The organism is Nocardia acididurans, assembly GCF_016741815.1.
In the GTDB taxonomy this organism is placed as follows: Bacteria; Actinomycetota; Actinomycetes; order Mycobacteriales; family Mycobacteriaceae; genus Nocardia; species Nocardia acididurans.
Map to the genome: position 1 here is coordinate 241,959 of NZ_JAERRJ010000007.1, position 17,032 is coordinate 258,990.

Genomic DNA, 17,032 nt, shown 5'->3' on the forward strand with positions numbered 1-17,032 from the left:
CGTCCCGGCACCGAAGTACCTCACAAGATCAGCGAACCCAGACAGGAGCCCCATGATCCGCCTTCGCCGCCAGCGCCGGTCCCTCTCGGTCGGGTCCGCCCTCATGATGGCCGCCGCCGCCCTGGTGGCCGTGTCCATGCCGGCGAACGCCGAATCCGAGGACATCTTCGTCTACGGCGACTACCTGCGGCACACCTCCACCCTCATGGTCTGCGCCGGAGCCCAGAGCAGCACGGCCGGCCTCGCCGCCGCGTGATCCGCGCGTAGCCGCGACCGGCGCGGGCGCGCCACCCCTGCGGCGGCGCGGACCGCGCGCGGCCGGGAGTCGTTGTCCGCGAATCGGGTTCGCCACGCCATACGTCGGCGCGCCACGCCGGGACGGCGAAAGCGGTCTTTTACCGTGTCCAGCCGCCGCACCCGGTCAAGATTGGACGATCTGTCCGTGGTTGATCTCCGCATACGAGGGGAGCAGTACTCCATATGTCCCGTCTCCACCCGCGTCACCGGTTCCTCACCCTGAGCTCGGCCCTGTGCCTGGGCGCCGCGCCCTTCGTGGTGGTGGCCGCCCCGACCGCCGCCGCCGATACGGCCTGCCGTATCGACCGCACCCTCGACACCGCCACCTACACCTGCCCCGAAGGCGCGTGGTACGCGGCGGTCGTCCAGTGCCTGGGCACCCGCAAGGTGGGCAACGGCATGCAGTCGCCCACCTACATCGTCGGCGACTCGCCGCGGCCGCATATCCCGATGACCATCGAGTGCACCGGCGACGGCAAGACCGGGGTCGTGCTCAACGCCTGGACCGAAGGCCCCTTCTGATTCGCTGATTCGCGTGGTCGTCCCGTCGGTGACGGGGCGACCACGGATCGCGTCCGTTCAGACCCGCACGCCGGAGGCCACCGCGCCCCGCAACTCCGCCGCCAGATCGCCGCGCTCCCCCACCTCGATGGTGTCGAGTTCCAGCCACTCCGCCATCTCCCGCAGCGCGGCCGCGAGTTCGACTGCGATACGGGCGCTTTCGCGACCGGACTCGGTGAACGCGCCCGGCACCAGCAGTCGCCCGCTCCCCCGCTCGGCCCGCAGATCCACGCGCGCCACCAGTTCGCCGTCCAGCAGGAACGGGAAGACGTAATACCCGTGCACCCGTTTGTGCTCCGGGGTGTAGATCTCGATGCGGTAGTGGAAGTCGAACAGGCGCTCGGTGCGATCCCGGAAGAAGATGAGCGGATCGAACGGGCACAGCAGCGCCGAACCGGTCACCCGGCGCGGGGTGCGCGCGGTGTGATGCAGGTAGGCGGGTTTGTCCCAGCCTTCCACCCTGACCTGTTCGAGCTCGCCCGCCGCCAGGAGATCGGCGATGGCGGGCTCGGTCTGGGGGCGCTTGAGCCGGTAGTAGTCGCGTAGATCGGTTTCGGTGGCCACGCCGTGCGCCGCGGCGGCGCGGCGGACCAGTTCGCGCACGGCGTCTGCCTCGTCGTGTTCGCGCGCCAGCACATCGGCCGGGATGACGCTCTCGGTCAGGTCGTAATGGCGTTGGAAATTCACGCGTTTCGGCACCGTCACCTCACCGGCGGCGAACAGCGCCTCGCACACCACCTTGGTGTCGCTGTAGTTCCAGCCCCAATGATCCTTGGCGCGTGGGCGATCCAGCTCGAGGTGCCGCTCGACCTCGCCCGCCGTGCTGGGGCCGAACTCCTTCAGCACGCTCTTCACATCGTCGGCCAGGTGCGGATTGCGTTCCAGCACCTGCCGCATCCCGTTCCAGCGCCCGTGCCGGTACTGCTCCATACGCCAGCGCATCAGGGGCCAGTCCTGGACCGGAAGCAGGGCGGCTTCGTGCGCCCAGTACTCGATGAGCTGACGCGGGCGCTTGGCGCTGTGACTCCAGGCGAACTCGTCGAGCAGCGCGCGGTCGTAGGCCCCGATGCGCGCGAACATCGGTGCGTAGTGCGCCCGCACCACCGCCGAGACCGAATCCAGCTGGAGCAGCCGCGTATTCTCCAGCACCTTCGCCAGCGTGCGCCGCGTGGGCGGGCCGCTCGGTCTGGTCGCGGCGAAGCCCTGGGCGGCGAGCGCGGTGCGACGCGCCGCGGCGACGGTCAGGGTCGGAATCCCGGTGAGAGAAGTCGGCACACTCGCACCATGCCATGTCCCACCGACACAGAAGTTCGATACATTGGTGTATCGAGTTTCTACGACCCTAGGAAATGGGCATGATCGAGAACCCGGATGTCATCGTCGTCGGAGCCGGGCTGGCCGGGCTCGTCGCCACCTATGAGCTGGTCCAGGCCGGGCGCAAGGTGCTCGTCCTGGATCAGGAGAACCGCGCCAACCTCGGCGGGCAGGCGTTCTGGTCGCTGGGCGGGCTGTTCTTCGTGGACAGTCCCGAGCAGCGGCGGCTGGGGGTGAAGGATTCGCTCGAGCTGGCCATGCAGGACTGGATGGGCTCGGCCGGGTTCGATCGGGAGGACGAGGATCTGTGGGCCCGGCAGTGGGCCAAGGCGTATGTGGAGTTCGCGGCCGCGGAGAAGCGGCAGTATCTGTTCGATCTCGGTTTGCGGGTGACACCGCTGGTCGGCTGGGCCGAGCGGGGCGGCGCGACCGCGGACGGGCACGGGAACTCGGTGCCGCGCTTCCATCTCACCTGGGGCACCGGGCCGGAGGTGGTGCGGGTGTTCCTGGAGCCGGTACTCGCGGCCGAGCAGCGCGGGCAGGTCGGGTTCGCGTTCCGGCATCGGGTGGATCAGCTGGTCACCACCGGCGACGCCGTCACCGGGGTGCGCGGCAGCGTGCTCGAGCCCAGCAGCACCGAGCGGGGCGTGGCATCCTCCCGGGAAGTGGTGGGCGACTTCGAGTTCCAGGCCAAGGCGGTGCTGGTGTCCTCCGGCGGCATCGGCCACAACCATGAGCTGATCCGGCGCAACTGGCCGGTGGACCGGCTGGGTCCGTGCCCGGAGCACATGATCTCGGGCGTGCCCGCGCATGTGGACGGGCGCATGCTGGGGATCACCGAGGCGGCCGGCGGGCGCATCGTGAACCGGGATCGCATGTGGCACTACACCGAAGGCATCCACAACTGGGATCCGGTGTGGCCCGACCACGCCATCCGGATCATTCCGGGACCGTCCTCGCTGTGGTTCGACGCGAATGGAAAGCGGCTGCCCGCACCGTGTTTCCCGGGATTCGACACCAATTCGACGATGAAGGCGATCCTGTCGACCGGATACGACTATTCATGGTTCATTCTCACCCAGTCGATCATCGAGAAGGAGTTCGCGCTCTCGGGATCGGAGCAGAATCCGGATATCACCGGAAAGGACTTGAAACTCACGCTCAAGAGCCGGGTGGCCAAGGGCGCGCCCGGTCCGGTGGAAGCGTTCAAGAAGCACGGCGTGGATTTCGTTGTCGCCGATAATCTCTCGGATCTGGTGGCGGGGATGAACAAGATCGCCCGGGGCCCGCATCTGGATTTCGCCGACATCGAGCGTCAGATCGTGGCGCGCGACCGCGACGCCGAACACAAGTTCAGCAAGGACGCGCAGTTGATGGCGATCGGCAATGCCCGCCGCTACCTGGGCGACAAACTCGGCCGGGTCGCCACCCCGCACCGCATCCTGGATCCGGCGCACGGCCCGCTCATCGCGGTCCGGCTCAACGTTCTCACCCGAAAGACGCTGGGCGGCTTGCAGACCAATCTGGACTCCCAGGTCATGCGCCCCGACGGCAGTCCGTTCGCGGGCCTGTACGCGGCCGGTGAGGTGGCCGGTTTCGGTGGCGGCGGCGTGCACGGCTACAACGCGCTGGAAGGCACCTTCCTCGGCGGCTGCATCTTCTCCGGCCGCGCGGCGGGCCGGGCCATGGCGCGCGCCGCACGCTGACGACCGCCGTCCCGAAATCCGGCCGCACCCCTTGCGCGTGGCCGGATCTCGGGTCTCAGGCCGTGGCTTCGCCGCCCGCGGCCGCGGCGTCCACGGCGGCGAACCAGCTGTAGCAGTCGCGGCGCAGCAGCAGCGCCAGCACGACGCCCGAGGCCATCACCCCGGCCAGCACGGTGAAAGGCCCCACCCCCGTAGGCATTTCGGCCGACACCAGGGTGAGCACACCGAGCAGGGTCTGCGCGCTGGTCAACCCCAGCGCCGCCACCCACACCCAGCGCGAGCGCAACCCGAAAAGCAGTGCGGCCCCGCCGGTTACCCAGGCGGCGAAGAAGTGCCCGAGGCTGCCGAGCAGGCAGTCCAGCCCGCCGATCAGCGCCAGCACACCGTGCACGAGCGCCAAACCCGTTGTCGCCAGCGCCGCCAGCTGCGTTTCGCGCACTTTCACGGGCAGCGCTATCTCGGAACCATCACGGCGCATTGTCCCCACCACCGCGGTGATCCGCTCGAAAAACGAAGCAGGACCACCGTTCTCCGCATCGGCCGACGGGATCTCCACCTCGTCGACCACAGCCGAATGCGTACTCACAGCACTCCTCGTCGAGCATTGTCCGCGACACGCCCCCTGCGAACGCGCCGCCTTGACGCTAACCAGGTGAATGGAGGTCGAACAATCTCCGAAGGACACTTATGGCAATGGACACAGCCGGAAACCTCATCACCGGTTTGTGATCACAGGCACATCACGCGCGGCGACGAGAAGGAAAACGGTTCGCCGTTGAATCGCGAACTCCGTTGTCCGCGCCCGATCCGACGCGCCGCCCGCCGCGAGGCGGTGATGTCCCCTCCACACCACCGACCCCACCGCCCCGGAAACCACCGGTGCATCAATGGTCGGCTGCCGCACCTTCCGGAAACAGCCTGCGCGAACCACTTCGGCCGGGGTGCCTGCACCCTCGGCCCCCTGATTTCGGGGGCACACTCCACTCGGACAAGAACATTGAGGTAGTCGCTTACTCATGTCGCGGGGGCGGCGCGCATGGGATCCTTGGACACTGTGAACGCTTCCGGCGTGAAGGTGGTCGTCGCCGAGGATTCGATGCTCATTCGCGACAGCGTCGTCCGGGCGCTGTCGACGGATTCGTCCATCGAAGTGGTCGGCGTCGCCGCCGATTACGACTCGACGCTGGACATGGTTCACAGACAACGACCCGACATTCTCGTCACCGATGTGCGCATGCCGCCCACCGGCACGGACGAGGGCGTGCGCCTGGCCCGCGAACTGCGCACCCGCCTGCCCGAGACCGGCGTCATCGTGCTGACCCACTACGCCGAATCCGCCTATGCCACGGGCCTGCTCGACGGCGGTTCGGCCGGACGCGGCTACCTGCTCAAGGAGCGCATCGCACGATTCGACCAGCTGCTCAATGCCGTGCACGTGGTCGCCGACGGCGGTTCGGTGCTCGATCCCCTCATCATGGAGGCCCTGCTGCCGAACCGGCGGGACAGCGATCCGCTGCACCGGCTGACCACACGCGAACGGGAGGTGCTCGGTGAGATAGCGCTGGGCGGCAGCAATCAGGTGGTGGCGCGGCGGCTCGGGCTGTCGCAGCGGGCAGTGCAGAAGCACATCAACTCGATCTTCGCCAAGCTCGGCATCACCCTCGATCCCGCCCTGGATCAGCGGGTCACCGCGGTCCTGATGTTCCTTGCCGCGCAACCGAGGTAGGGATGCAGGCACCCTTTCGTACCGTCGGGTGTGCGCGCACCATGGCATCCATGACTGCAGACGTGCGGGTGTGGATCGTCGATGATCGCCCCGCGTTTCGGCGGGTAGCCGCGGCGGTGGTCTCGGCGAGCGCGGGGTTCGTGGTGGCGGGTGAGGCGGCGAGTGGTGAGGATGCGCTCGAACTCATGCGGCGGCGGCACGGCAGCGAGGCCGGCCTGGTGCTGATGGATATCAATATGCCCGGTATCGGCGGGATCGAGGCGACGCGACGGATTCGCGGCCGCCATCCCGAGATGGCGGTGCTGCTCATGTCGACCTACGACACGACCGATCTACCCGAAGAGGTGTCCCAGTGCGGCGCAGGCGGTTACGTACACAAGGAGGCCCTGACCCCGGATCTGCTGAGCCGGTGGTGGCGCCATCTGATTCCGCCGACCGGCTCACGCCTGTTCCGGACCCCACCGCCGAGATAACCCGGAAACGCCTGCGGCAGTTCGTTTTCGCGGCGCTGGCCAATACCGTGTTCCTGCTCGGCCTCGCGCTGCTCATGCTGTGGCTGCGGCCGAACTGGTGGACGGTCACGGTGATCGCGATGCTGCTGGTGGACGGGCTCATCCTGGCCGGGCTGCTGCGACTGGTGCGCGACGGCCGCTTCGCCACCGCCGTGACGACCATCGCTGTGCTGGTGTGGGTTTCGAGTATCGCCTCGTCCTATCTGACGCCGTCCACCCTGTCGCTGCACCTGGTGATGGCGCTGCTGCCCGCGATTTTCGTGGTGCCCTATGTCGCGCGCCGGCGGCTGCCGTGGTTCGCGGGCGTGACGGTGGTCAGTGTGGTGGCCTCGGCGCTGGTCGCCATCCCGGTGATGGAGTATCCCCCGCTGCCCGCGCGCTACGCGATGCTCGCGGGCCTGGCCGCGGTGGCGATCCTGATCATGCTGGTGCTCTGGCACACCGCCGACACCCTCGGCACCGTCGCCCGGTCGGCGCGGAGCAATGCCCAGGCGCTCACCAGCTCCCAGCGGCTGCTGGCCGAACGCGCCGAACAGCTCGCGGCCTCGCGGGCACGGCTGGTGGAGGCCACCGACGCGGAACGTCGTCGGCTGGAACGGGATCTGCACGACGGCGCGCAGCAGCATCTGGTGGCGGTGGCGGTGACGCTGCAACTGGCGCGGCACTGGGCGAACCCGGAGTGCGAGCAGCTGCTCGGTGAGGCGGGCGAGCTGCTGCAGACCGCCATCGCCGAGATCCGGCGGCTCGCGCACGGGCTGTATCCGGTGCTGTTGGCGCAGGGGGGATTACGCGCGGCGCTGCCCGCGGCGGCGGCGCGCTGCCCGATTCCGGTCGAGGTGCACACCGAGGAGCTGGGCCGCTACCGGACCGAGATCGAGACCGCGGTCTACTACTGCTGTCTCGAGGCCCTGCAGAACGCGGCCAAGCACGGCGGACCGCACGCGCGGGTGTCGGTGACGGCCCGCCAGGACGCCCGGACCCTGACCGTCATCGTCGCCGACACCGGGTACGGATTCGATTCCGCGACAACGGGTTCGGGCGCGGGGCTGACGAACATGACCGATCGGCTCGCGGTCATCGGCGGCACGTTGAGCGTGCGCTCCGCGCCGGGCGCGGGCACCCGCGTCACCGCGACCGTGCCCGCCCGGCCACTCGAATCGGCCGGGCGCACAGGCGAATCGGCGGGTGCGCCGCAGTCCGGTCCACCCGCCGCCGCGCAACCGCGCTACTGGTCGTCGGAGGAGATCGGGCGGATCACCGGGAACTCGCCGGTGTAGCCCTCGCGCATCTTGGCGATGGCCAGCACCCGCTTCTTGGCGAAGAACCAGCCGATGGCCAGCGCCGGAACGATGATCACCAGGCTGCCGACGGTCCAGGTGCCGACCGGCTTGTCGAAGGCCATGAGCACCAGCACCGCGAACAAGAACACCAGCGTCGCGATACCGGTGTAGGGCGCACCGGCCATCCGGAACGACGGGCGCTCCATGCGCCCCTGCTTCCACCAGTACCAGAGCTTGAGCTGGCACAGCACGATGGTCGCCCACGAGGCCAGGATGCCCAGCGAGGCCACGTTCAGCACGATCTCGAAGGCCTGCTCGGGCACGATGTAGTTGAGCCAGATGCCGAACAGGGCGATGGCGCTGGTCAGCAGGATGCCGCCGTAGGGCACACCGGCTTTGGACATGCGCGCGGTGAAGGTGGGCGCGGAGCCGTTCATGGCCATCGAGCGCAGGATGCGGCCGGTGGAGTAGAGACCTGCGTTGAGGCTGGACAGCGCCGCGGTGAGCACCACGAAGTTCATGATCGAACCCATGTGCGCCACACCGAGTTTGGAGAAGAAGGTGACGAACGGGCTCTCCCCGGCGGCGTAGTCGGTGTAGGGCAGCAGCAGGGCCAGCAGGATCACCGAACCGCAGTAGAACACCGCGATACGCATGATGACCGAGTTGATGGCGCGCGGCATGATCTTGGCCGGGTTCTCCGTCTCACCGGCGGCGATACCGACCATTTCGACTGCGGCGTAGGCGAATACGACACCGGAGGTGACGGTGATCAGCGGCAGCACGCCGGTGGGGAACCAGCCGCCCGCGTCGGCGACCATGCCGAAACCGGTGGCCTGGCCGTCGATCTCGAAGCGGCCCGCGAAGAAGATGGTGCCGACCACCAGGAAGGTGACCAGGGCGACCACCTTGATCATGGCGGCCCAGAACTCCATCTCACCGAACCACTTCACCGAGACCAGGTTGATGCCGAGCACGATGACCAGTGCGCCCAGCGCCAGAATCCATTGCTGCACAGGCTGGAACGGACCCCAGTAGTGCAGGTAGGTGGCGATGGCGGTGGTGTCGACGATGCCGGTCATGGACCAGTTCAGGAAGTACATCCAGCCGGCTACGAAGGCGGCTTTCTCGCCGAAGAATTCGCGCGCGTAGGAGACGAACGAGCCCGAGGACGGGCGGTGCAGCACCAGTTCGCCCAGGGCGCGCAGAATGAAGAAGACGAAGATGCCGCAGACCAGGTAGACCAGGAACAGCGACGGCCCGGCGCTGTGCAGGCGTCCGCCCGCGCCGAGGAACAGGCCGGTTCCGATGGCACCGCCGATGGCGATCATCTGCAGCTGCCGGGGCTTGAGGGCTTTGTGATACCCGCTGTCCTCGGCAGTGAGGTTCGTGGCCTGTGTCCGGATTTCGGTCATACGCCGGTTAACCCTCCGCAATCGTGTAGTGAGGCGTTGTGAGGTTACCTTGCAATTTGCTGAGAACCACATCGGCTCTCCGACCTGCACGAGAAGGCTGCACAATGCCGTCCGCGACGGTGTCGTGGAGTAATGCATCCCATCAATTGCCGCCTGAGCGCTGAACGTGCTCACCTGCGGCTATTCCAGAATCTGGGCAGTAGCCGACGGTGGCCGGTTGATCAGGGCTGGCGGTATCCGGACAAACCACACCGGTAGAGCGATCAAACCGGCCCTCACCCGGCCGACCGGCGTTAGAGTCCCAGAATGAGGCGCACGCGACGGCACATCTGGGGCGGCGCGGCCGCCACCCTGCTGCTTCTGGTCGGGGCGGCCACGGCCTGCTCCTCCGACAGCGGCGGCGGACACGCGACCTGCACCGCCTCCACCAACGGCACCCTGGTCACCCCGCGCGCGAGCAGCACCGCCACCGCGACGACCACCGCCGACATCCGGCTGCGACCCGAGATCACCAGCGGCTACCGCACCGGCATGACACCGGTGCGCAGCGACACCTTCGCCGTCTCCACCGCCAACCCGCTGGCCACCGAGGCCGCCTGCCGGGTGCTGCGTGACGGCGGCACCGCGGCCGACGCCCTGATCGTGGCGCAGACCGTGCTCGGACTGGTGGAACCGCAGTCCTCCGGTATCGGCGGCGGCGCGTTCCTGCTCTACTACGACAGGGCCGGTGGCACCGTCGACGCCTACGACGGCCGCGAAACCGCCCCGAAGGCCGCCACCCAGGACTACCTGCGCTGGGTCAGCGACGCCGATCGCACCGCGCCGCAACCGAATGCGCGCGCCAGCGGCCGTTCCATCGGCGTACCGGGCGTCCTGCGACTGCTCGAGACCGCCCATCGCGAACACGGAAAACAGCCCTGGGCAGACCTTTTCGGCCCCGCCACCAGCCTCGCCGATCAGGGCTTCCCGATCAGCCCGCGGCTCGCGGCCCAAATCGCGGAATCGGCAAAGGATCTCGCCCGCGACGAGAACGCCCGCACCTACTTCCTGCAGGCCGACGGCACCACCCCCAAGGACGAGGGCACCACCCTGGTGAACCCCGCCTACGCCAAAACCCTCGGCACCCTGGCCACCGACGGCGCGAACGCCTTCTACACCGGAGCCATCGCCGCCGATATCGTCGACGCCACCGCCGACACCACCGGCGGCCGCACCCCGGGCCTGATCTCCCTCGACGATCTGGCGAGCTACGAGACCAAGAAGCGCACCGTGCTGTGCACCCCCTACCGCACCCATCAGGTGTGCGGCATGCCCAACCCGTCCTCCGGCGGCATCACCGTCGCGGCCACCCTCGGCATCCTCTCGAACTTCGATCTGGCCGCGCTGCGCCCCGACGACACCAGCGGCGACGGCACCACCGCCCGCAACGGCGGTGAGCCCAAACCCGAAGCGGTACACCTCATCTCGGAAGCCGAGCGGCTGGCCTACGCCGACCGCGACAAGTACATCGCCGACTCCGATTTCGTCCCGCTGCCCGGCAACTCGCCGCAAACCCTGCTCAACCCCGACTACCTGAAACAGCGCGCGGGCCTGATCAACCCCGATCGCAGCATGGGCACCGCCCAGCCCGGCGATTTCGGCCCCGTCCCGCTCGGCACCGGCCCGCAGCCGCCCGAGCACGGCACCAGCCACATCTCCATCATCGACAGCTACGGCAATGCCGCCACCATGACCACCACCGTCGAATCCGCCTTCGGCTCTTTCCATCTCGTCGACGGCTTCGTCCTCAACAACCAGCTCACCGACTTCGCCGCCGAACCGGTGGGCAAGGACGGCAACCTGGTCGCCAACCGCCTCGAACCCGGCAAACGCCCGCGCAGCTCCATGGCCCCCACCCTCGTCTTCGACCTGAACCCCGACGGCTCCCGCGCCGCCCTCACCCACGTCACCGGCTCCCCCGGCGGCTCGGTCATCATCCAGTTCGTCCTGAAATCCCTTGTCGGCATGCTCGACTGGGGCCTCAACCCGCAGCAGGCCGTCTCCCTCGTCTCCTTCGGCGCGGGCAACTCCCCCACCACCAACGTCGGCGGCGAGAACCCGAATATCGACCCCACCGACGGCGGCAAGAACGACCCCCTCGTCCAAGCCCTGATCGCCAAGGGCCACCAGGTCTCGGTCGCCCCGCAATCCAGCGGCCTGTCCGTCCTGGCCACCGAGAACGACGGCCTCATCGGCGGCGCGGACCCCCGCCGCGAAGGCGCCGTCATGGGCGACACCGAATAGCGCCCGACGACACCGGAGATCGATCAGTTTCGAAGAAGCATCCGTCCCACCTGCGCACTTAGGCTGAGAAACGATCGCACCGCACCCAGACAGGAGGAGACGTGATGAGCGAGGCCAAGAAATCCACCCGCGCCGGCAAGAGCACGCCGTCGGCCTCGTTCTCGGCCGATGAGCGGGCCGCGATGAAGGAGCATGCCGCCGAGCTGAAGAAGGCGGCCCGGCGCGGCAAGACCACCAAGGCCGACGGGGAGGCCGATGTCCAGGCCAAGATCGCGGAGATGCCGGAGCCGGATCGATCGCTGGCCCAGCGAGTGCACCGGGTCGTGCTGAACGCCGCACCCGAGCTGACGCCCAAGACCTGGTACGGCATGCCCGCCTACGCCAAGGACGGCAAGCTCGTGTGCTTCTTCCAGGCCGCGTCCAAATTCCAGGCGCGCTACGCGACCTTCGGCTTCGAGGCCGCCGCCCACCTCGACGACGGCACCATGTGGCCCACCGCCTTCGCCCTCACCGAACTCACCGACGCCGATGCCGCGCGGCTGACCGAGCTGGTGAAGCGGGCCGTCGGCTGACGGATACCGTGAAGGCCGGGTGACCACTCATGGTCACCCGGCCTTCCTCGTGAGACTCAGTTCTCGCCGCTGTACTTCGCGCCCAGTTCACGGAAGCGGTCCATGGCCGCGGCCGCGCGGAGTTTGTCATTGGAGCGGATGGCCATCATCGGCACGTACTCGTCGTGCACGAGTTCCAGCCGCGCCCACGACTTCTTGTCCGGGAAGGAGATGCCGCGGATGTCCTGCCACTGGAAGTGGTTGTCGCTCAGGATGTTCCGCACCTCGACCCCGCGCGCGCCGACCCGCACCCGCGGCCGGCTCAGCAGCAGCACGCCACCGGCCAGCAGCAGGCCGATCAGGCACATGCCGATCTGATCGGCGAACCGGAAGTTCACGCCGGTCGAACCGTTGCGCAGCACGATGCCACCGAAGATGAAGAAGGCGGCGATCACGACGGCCACGATGCGGACGGTGAGAATCGCGTGACGCGGCCGCACTTCCAGATCCCACATCCCGGTGGCGGTCGCGGGATTCGACTGTGCGGCAGGCAATTCGGTCTCCCCGGACATGCGTCAGACCGTCTGGGCGAGCTCGCGCAGGGTGAGCGCGGCGTCCAGGGCCGCCGCGGCAGCCTGCTCGCCCTTGTTCTCGATCGAGCCGGGCAGGCCCGCACGATCCAGGGCCTGCTGCTCGGTGTTCACGGTGAGCACGCCATTGGTGACCGGGGTGCTCTCGTCCAGCGACACCCGGGTCAGCCCGGCGGTCACCGAATCGCAGACGTACTCGAAATGCGGTGTCCCACCACGCACTACAACGCCCAGGGCGACCACGGCGTCATGGGTGCGAGCCAGCGCCTGCGCCACCACCGGCAGCTCCATCGCGCCCGCGACCCGCACCACGGTGATGTCGGCGACCCCCGCGTCGCGTGCGGTCTTCTCGGCATTGGAGACCAGCGCGTCGCAGACCTCGCTGTGCCAGCGCGAGGCCACGATCCCCAGCTTGAGATCCTTGGCATCCGCGAGCTCGAATGTCGGTACGCCCGTACCGCTCATCGGTGTACGCCCTTCCCGTTATCTGTTCGAGGTTGTCTAGTTGGCGGTTTCGCCGAGATCGAGATCGTCCAGACCGACCAGGTCGTGGCCCATCCGATCCCGCTTGGTGCGCAGGTAGTGCAGATTGTGCGAATTCGCGCGCAGCGGCATCGGCACCCGCTCGGTGATGCTCAGACCATAGCCCTCGAGCCCGGCGCGCTTATCCGGATTGTTGGTCAGCAGGCGCATCGACGAGATGCCGAGATCCACGAGAATCTGTGCGCCCGTACCGTAATCGCGCGCGTCGGCGGGCAGGCCCTGCTCGAGATTGGCGTCCACGGTGTCGAGTTTGCGCTCGTCCTGGATCTGGTAGGCCTGCAGCTTGTGCATCAGACCGATACCGCGACCCTCGTGACCACGCATGTAGAGCACGACGCCGCGGCCCTCCTTGGCGACCATCTCGAGCGCGGCGTCCAGCTGCGGGCCGCAGTCGCAGCGCAGCGAACCGAATACATCGCCGGTCAGGCATTCCGAGTGCACGCGCACCAGCACGTCCTCGCCCTTGCCGTTCACGCCGGGGATATCGCCCATCACCAGGGCGACATGCTCGGAGTCGTCGTAGGCGCTGCGGTAGCCCAGTGCCCGGAACTCGCCGTGGCCGGTGGGGATGCGCGCCTCGGCGATGCGCTCGACATGCTTCTCGTGCTTGCGCCGCCAGGCGATCATGTCGGCGATGGAGATGAGCGCCAGATCGTGTTCGTCGGCGAAGATGCGCAGCTCCTCGGTGCGCGCCATATCGCCTTCGTTCTTCTGGCTGACGATCTCGCAGATCACGCCCGCCGGGCTCAGGCCGGCCATGCGCGAGAGATCCACGGCGGCCTCGGTGTGGCCGGGGCGGCGTAGGACGCCACCGTCCTTGGCGCGCAACGGAACCACGTGACCCGGACGGGTCAGATCCTCGGCCTTGGCCTGCGGGTCGGCGAGCACGCGCATGGTGGTGGCGCGGTCGGCGGCCGAGATGCCGGTGGTGATGCCCTCGCGGGCGTCCACGGCCACGGTGTAGGCGGTGCCGTGCTTGTCCTGGTTCACCGCGTACATGGGCGGCAGGCCCAGCCGGTCACAGTCCTCACCGGTGAGCGGTACACAGATGTAACCGGAGGTGTAGCGGATCATGAAGGCCACGAGTTCGGGGGTCGCCTTCTCCGCCGCGAAGATGAGGTCGCCCTCGTTCTCACGGCCCTCGTCGTCGACGACGACAACCGCCTTACCGGCGGCGATGTCGGCGACTGCGCGCTCGATGGTGTCGAACCTGGTCACGTCTGTTGTGCTCCATCTCGAATTAGGTGCCTACCTACAGTAAGGCAGTGTCTAATTTGCGCCGCCTCCGGCGTCGCGGGTTCGCGGCCTGCAAGCTCGGTCTTCCCTCCTCCGCTCCCCCGCTTCGCTCCTCCGCTCCGTCAGTCCAGACCGAGCCGGCCGCGAACCTTGCGTGTCAGCCGCGCTGGACGAGCCGTTCGACGTACTTGGCGATCACATCCGCCTCCAGATTCACGACGGTGCCCACCGGCGAGGTGCCGAGGGTGGTGAGTTCGCGGGTGGTCGGGATGAGGGAGACCTCGAACCAGTCCTTGCTGCCGTCGGTGTGGGCATCGTCGGCGACGCCCACGGCGGACACCGTCAGCGAGATACCGTCGACGGTGATCGAGCCCTTCTCGATGACGTAGCGAGCCAGCTTGTCGGGCAGCGAGATTCGCACCACCTCCCAGTTCTCGTGGGGGGTGCGGGCGACGATGACGCCGGTGCCGTCGACGTGGCCCTGCACGATGTGGCCGCCGAGGCGGCTGTTGATCGCCGCGGCGCGCTCGAGGTTCACGCGCGAGCCGACGCCGAGCGCGCCGATGCTGGAGCGATTGAGCGTCTCACCCATGACGTCCACGGTGAAGGTGTCGCCGGCGACCTGCTCGTCCACGACGGTCAGGCAGACGCCGTTGACCGCGATCGAATCACCGTGCCCGGCATCGGAGGTCACCTTGGGGCCGCGGATGGTGAGCCGGGCCGCGTCGGCCAACTGCTCGGTGCCGACGATCTCGCCCAGCTCCTCGACGATGCCTGTGAACATGCCCTGCCTCTCCCTCTCCGAACGGGCCGTGCACCGGCCCACCGCTTGCGCCAACAGCCGCGGTGGCCGGGAGATTCCCCGGGCGCGGCGGCTACTGCCACCAGCCTAACGACGCCGGGTCGTAGGCGACATGTGGCCTTGTTCTCTGGAGAGTTCGATACCGGACATCTTTCGGAATCCGGCGATAGCCGACCATGCATACGCAACATTGTCCGAATTACCCGGAATTGCCAATTGAAAGGTATGCATTTCCCGACTTCCCGAATTGCCGGACGCGTCGCAAACGCCTCGCAGTACCCAATCCACGACTCGCTTACACCAAAATCTTGCGCGGAGACAAAAATGGTCGCAAGATTGTTATGCAGCTGATTCCTACAGTTCAACTTCTCCGCAAGCAGTTCAACGCAGAACCGTCTTCACGCCCCGCCGCCGCCATGGTCGCGGTGTGCATCGCAGCAAGTCAGACCGAAGGAAGGTTGGACCCCGCGCGGGTCGGATCCAGTTGGACATCAACATATTTGGGAGTGCAGCGTGACCACGCTTCTCGATTCGACACTCGAAGTTCGCTGTGTGCAGTACCGTCGCGAATTTCACCTGCCGGCATCGATAGATCCGACGTCACGACACATCCTGCTCGAGATAGGCAGCCGCTACGGCGCCATCACCATGCCGGCCGAACTCGGCGAGCGGGTACAGCAGTGTCTGGCACAGGCCGAACTCGCCGGACCGGTCGTACACCATCCCCGGGCACGACGCTGGACCTTCATCACCGGCCCCGCTCGCGCGGAAGGACTCGGCAAAGCCGAATCCGCCGCGCTGTTCCGCCTCTACGCCACCGTCGCGTGCACCGGAGCACAGGTCGTGCTCCCATCCGCCGACGACGAGCGGACGGGCTACCGCACCTGGATCCAGCCACCCGAGACCGTGAACACGGTCCCGCCGCTGGAATCCGTTATCGAAGCACTGCTACACCGCTGACCGCTCGACCGCGATCACCTTCTGCCGCAAGGCTTCCACGGTCGCGGCCGGGTCCGCAGTGCCGTACACGGCGGAACCGGCGACGAAGCAGTCCACCCCCGCCTCGGCGGCCTGCTCGATGGTGTCCATATTGATGCCGCCGTCGATCTCCACCACCAGGCGCAGCTCGCCGGCATCCACCAGACGGCGCACCTGCTTGGCCTTGTCCAGCACATGCGCGATGAAAGACTGTCCGCCGAAACCGGGTTCGACACTCATCACCAGCAGGGTGTCGAACTCGCGCAGGATCTCCAGGTACGGCTCGATCGGAGTGTTCGGCTTCACCGACAGCCCCGCCTTCGCACCCGCGGCCCGGATATCACGCGCCACCGCGATCGGATTGTCGGTCGCCTCGGCATGGAAGGTGACGTTGTAGGCGCCCGCCTCCGCGTAGCCGGGCGCCCAGCGCTCCGGGTTCTCGATCATGAGGTGGCAGTCCACCGGAATGTCGGTCGCCTTCAGAATGCTCTGCACCACAGGCAGACCCAGCGTCAGATTCGGGACGAAGTGGTTGTCCATCACATCCACGTGCACCCAGTCCGACCCCTCGATGGCCTTCAACTCGCTGGCCAGATTCGCGAAATCGGCGGACAGGATGGACGGGGCGATCATCGGCGCCGGCCGGTGAAAGGGGGAGGAAGAGGTGCACACAGTCGGCAGTGTATCGGCACCCCGTTCGCGACCGGGTAGCGGTCGAACACACCCATTGAGCTGATTGCGGCACGCCGGAATGGGTAGCCTCTTCAGGGTGATCAATATTTCGGCGGAACAAGGGTTGCGCGCCACACCGGTCGAGATCGGTGTCGCGGCATCCGTCTCCCAGTTGCCCATCGTGCGCGGACTCGCCGAAACACTGGTGCTGCTCAGTGATTTCACACTCGACGAAGTCGCCGACATCCGGCTCGCCGTCGACGAGGCCGCCTCCACCGTCATCTCGGTCGCCGCACCCGGCACCACCCTGCAGTGCCGGTTCATCGTCGGCGACACCGATCTCGTGGTCCGCGTCAGCGGCATCGCGAGCACCGAAGGGCTACCGGATCAGCGCAGCTTCGGCTGGCACGTACTGCGGACCCTCACCGATGAAGTGAAAACCGGTCAGGGCCCCTACGATCCCGCGGTCTCCGGATACCCCACGACGGTCGAGTTCCGGCGGGTCCGGGGGAAGGCCTAGTGACGGGCGAGGAAAAAGTGTTCGAATCCCCCGAAGCACCGGAAAC

General features: G+C 67.6%; 18 protein-coding genes. 10 read left to right on the forward strand and 8 right to left on the reverse strand.

Going from position 1 to position 17,032, the window contains the following annotated elements:
- Positions 1-52 precede the first annotated feature (52 nt).
- Complete coding sequence (locus JK358_RS19555) at positions 53-256, forward strand: hypothetical protein (RefSeq protein ID WP_201949171.1); 204 nt, start codon at positions 53-55, stop codon at positions 254-256.
- Positions 257-480: 224 nt separating this feature from the next.
- The gene (locus JK358_RS19560; RefSeq protein ID WP_201949172.1) at positions 481-819 is read left to right on the forward strand and encodes a hypothetical protein; all 339 of its coding nucleotides are present in this window, start codon (positions 481-483) and stop codon (positions 817-819) included.
- A gap of 57 nt (positions 820-876) precedes the next feature.
- On the opposite strand, the gene JK358_RS19565 is transcribed toward JK358_RS19560, so the two are convergent.
- Positions 877-2,112 carry a winged helix-turn-helix domain-containing protein gene (locus JK358_RS19565; protein ID WP_201949404.1) on the reverse strand — a complete coding sequence of 412 codons (1,236 nt, stop codon included), beginning with the start codon at positions 2,110-2,112 and terminating at the stop codon, positions 877-879.
- 101 nt (positions 2,113-2,213) lie between these two features.
- Between JK358_RS19565 and JK358_RS19570 the strand changes: the two genes are divergently transcribed.
- On the forward strand, positions 2,214-3,878 hold the full coding sequence (locus tag JK358_RS19570) for an FAD-binding dehydrogenase (RefSeq protein WP_201949173.1): 1,665 nt from the start codon (positions 2,214-2,216) through the stop codon (positions 3,876-3,878).
- 55 nt (positions 3,879-3,933) lie between these two features.
- Here the strand turns inward: JK358_RS19570 and JK358_RS19575 are convergent, their stop codons facing one another.
- Positions 3,934-4,464 (reverse strand): hypothetical protein, encoded by a 531-nt coding sequence (locus JK358_RS19575; RefSeq protein ID WP_201949174.1) that lies wholly within the window; start codon positions 4,462-4,464, stop codon positions 3,934-3,936.
- A 468-nt stretch (positions 4,465-4,932) separates the two neighbouring features.
- On the opposite strand from JK358_RS19575, the gene JK358_RS19580 reads away from it, so the two are divergent.
- The 3 genes from JK358_RS19580 to JK358_RS40390 are packed head-to-tail and all read left to right on the forward strand — an operon-like array spanning position 4,933 to position 7,393.
- Positions 4,933-5,604 carry a response regulator transcription factor gene (locus JK358_RS19580; protein ID WP_307817622.1) on the forward strand — a complete coding sequence of 224 codons (672 nt, stop codon included), beginning with the start codon at positions 4,933-4,935 and terminating at the stop codon, positions 5,602-5,604.
- A gap of 50 nt (positions 5,605-5,654) precedes the next feature.
- A complete protein-coding gene (locus JK358_RS19585) occupies positions 5,655-6,077 on the forward strand; it encodes a response regulator (protein ID WP_201949176.1) in 423 nt (140 codons plus the stop codon).
- Positions 6,014-7,393: a sensor histidine kinase gene (locus JK358_RS40390; protein ID WP_307817623.1), complete on the forward strand. Its 1,380-nt coding sequence runs from the start codon at positions 6,014-6,016 to the stop codon at positions 7,391-7,393. The genes JK358_RS19585 and JK358_RS40390 overlap by 64 nt, the downstream gene beginning before the upstream one ends.
- Here JK358_RS40390 and JK358_RS19595 read toward each other — a convergent pair.
- The gene (locus JK358_RS19595) at positions 7,342-8,811 is read right to left on the reverse strand and encodes an amino acid permease (protein WP_201949177.1); all 1,470 of its coding nucleotides are present in this window, start codon (positions 8,809-8,811) and stop codon (positions 7,342-7,344) included. The two genes, JK358_RS40390 and JK358_RS19595, sit on opposite strands and share 52 nt — an antisense overlap.
- Before the next feature lie 306 nt (positions 8,812-9,117).
- Here JK358_RS19595 and JK358_RS19600 point away from each other — a divergent pair, with 306 nt between their 5' ends.
- Entirely contained in the window at positions 9,118-11,094 is a 1,977-nt protein-coding gene (locus tag JK358_RS19600) for a gamma-glutamyltransferase family protein (RefSeq protein ID WP_201949178.1), read from the forward strand.
- Positions 11,095-11,198: 104 nt separating this feature from the next.
- Positions 11,199-11,666 carry an iron chaperone gene (locus tag JK358_RS19605; protein WP_201949179.1) on the forward strand — a complete coding sequence of 156 codons (468 nt, stop codon included), beginning with the start codon at positions 11,199-11,201 and terminating at the stop codon, positions 11,664-11,666.
- A gap of 56 nt (positions 11,667-11,722) precedes the next feature.
- Here the strand turns inward: JK358_RS19605 and JK358_RS19610 are convergent, their stop codons facing one another.
- From JK358_RS19610 to JK358_RS19625, 4 genes are all read right to left on the reverse strand, one after another.
- Positions 11,723-12,217 carry a PH domain-containing protein gene (locus tag JK358_RS19610; RefSeq protein ID WP_232851549.1) on the reverse strand — a complete coding sequence of 165 codons (495 nt, stop codon included), beginning with the start codon at positions 12,215-12,217 and terminating at the stop codon, positions 11,723-11,725.
- A 3-nt stretch (positions 12,218-12,220) separates the two neighbouring features.
- Complete coding sequence (gene ribH / locus JK358_RS19615; protein WP_201949180.1) at positions 12,221-12,700, reverse strand: 6,7-dimethyl-8-ribityllumazine synthase; 480 nt, start codon at positions 12,698-12,700, stop codon at positions 12,221-12,223.
- Positions 12,701-12,736: 36 nt separating this feature from the next.
- Entirely contained in the window at positions 12,737-13,996 is a 1,260-nt protein-coding gene (locus JK358_RS19620; RefSeq protein WP_201949181.1) for a bifunctional 3,4-dihydroxy-2-butanone-4-phosphate synthase/GTP cyclohydrolase II, read from the reverse strand.
- Between the two features lie 175 nt (positions 13,997-14,171).
- Positions 14,172-14,798, reverse strand: coding sequence for a riboflavin synthase (locus tag JK358_RS19625; RefSeq protein WP_201949182.1), 627 nt, complete (start codon positions 14,796-14,798; stop codon positions 14,172-14,174).
- A gap of 531 nt (positions 14,799-15,329) precedes the next feature.
- Here JK358_RS19625 and JK358_RS19630 point away from each other — a divergent pair.
- Complete coding sequence (locus JK358_RS19630) at positions 15,330-15,776, forward strand: hypothetical protein (RefSeq protein WP_201949183.1); 447 nt, start codon at positions 15,330-15,332, stop codon at positions 15,774-15,776.
- On the opposite strand, the gene rpe is transcribed toward JK358_RS19630, so the two are convergent.
- The gene (gene rpe, locus JK358_RS19635) at positions 15,765-16,427 is read right to left on the reverse strand and encodes a ribulose-phosphate 3-epimerase (RefSeq protein WP_201949407.1); all 663 of its coding nucleotides are present in this window, start codon (positions 16,425-16,427) and stop codon (positions 15,765-15,767) included. The two genes, JK358_RS19630 and rpe, sit on opposite strands and share 12 nt — an antisense overlap.
- A 136-nt stretch (positions 16,428-16,563) precedes the next feature.
- On the opposite strand from rpe, the gene JK358_RS19640 reads away from it, so the two are divergent.
- Positions 16,564-16,986 (forward strand): ATP-binding protein, encoded by a 423-nt coding sequence (locus tag JK358_RS19640; RefSeq protein ID WP_201949184.1) that lies wholly within the window; start codon positions 16,564-16,566, stop codon positions 16,984-16,986.
- Positions 16,987-17,032 lie beyond the last annotated feature (46 nt).

What these genes read in the sequence shown, in the direction of transcription:
- JK358_RS19595 (WP_201949177.1), bottom strand. Translation starts at nt 8,811, where the DNA reads ATGACCGAAATCCGGACACAGGCCACGAACCTCACTGCCGAGGACAGC.
- JK358_RS19570 (WP_201949173.1), top strand. Translation starts at nt 2,214, where the DNA reads ATGATCGAGAACCCGGATGTCATCGTCGTCGGAGCCGGGCTGGCCGGG.
- JK358_RS19555 (WP_201949171.1), top strand. Translation starts at nt 53, where the DNA reads ATGATCCGCCTTCGCCGCCAGCGCCGGTCCCTCTCGGTCGGGTCCGCC.
- JK358_RS19625 (WP_201949182.1), bottom strand. Translation starts at nt 14,798, where the DNA reads ATGTTCACAGGCATCGTCGAGGAGCTGGGCGAGATCGTCGGCACCGAG.
- JK358_RS19600 (WP_201949178.1), top strand. Translation starts at nt 9,118, where the DNA reads ATGAGGCGCACGCGACGGCACATCTGGGGCGGCGCGGCCGCCACCCTG.
- JK358_RS19605 (WP_201949179.1), top strand. Translation starts at nt 11,199, where the DNA reads ATGAGCGAGGCCAAGAAATCCACCCGCGCCGGCAAGAGCACGCCGTCG.
- rpe (WP_201949407.1), bottom strand. Translation starts at nt 16,427, where the DNA reads ATGATCGCCCCGTCCATCCTGTCCGCCGATTTCGCGAATCTGGCCAGC.
- JK358_RS19610 (WP_232851549.1), bottom strand. Translation starts at nt 12,217, where the DNA reads ATGTCCGGGGAGACCGAATTGCCTGCCGCACAGTCGAATCCCGCGACC.
- JK358_RS19585 (WP_201949176.1), top strand. Translation starts at nt 5,655, where the DNA reads ATGACTGCAGACGTGCGGGTGTGGATCGTCGATGATCGCCCCGCGTTT.
- JK358_RS19560 (WP_201949172.1), top strand. Translation starts at nt 481, where the DNA reads ATGTCCCGTCTCCACCCGCGTCACCGGTTCCTCACCCTGAGCTCGGCC.
- ribH (WP_201949180.1), bottom strand. Translation starts at nt 12,700, where the DNA reads ATGAGCGGTACGGGCGTACCGACATTCGAGCTCGCGGATGCCAAGGAT.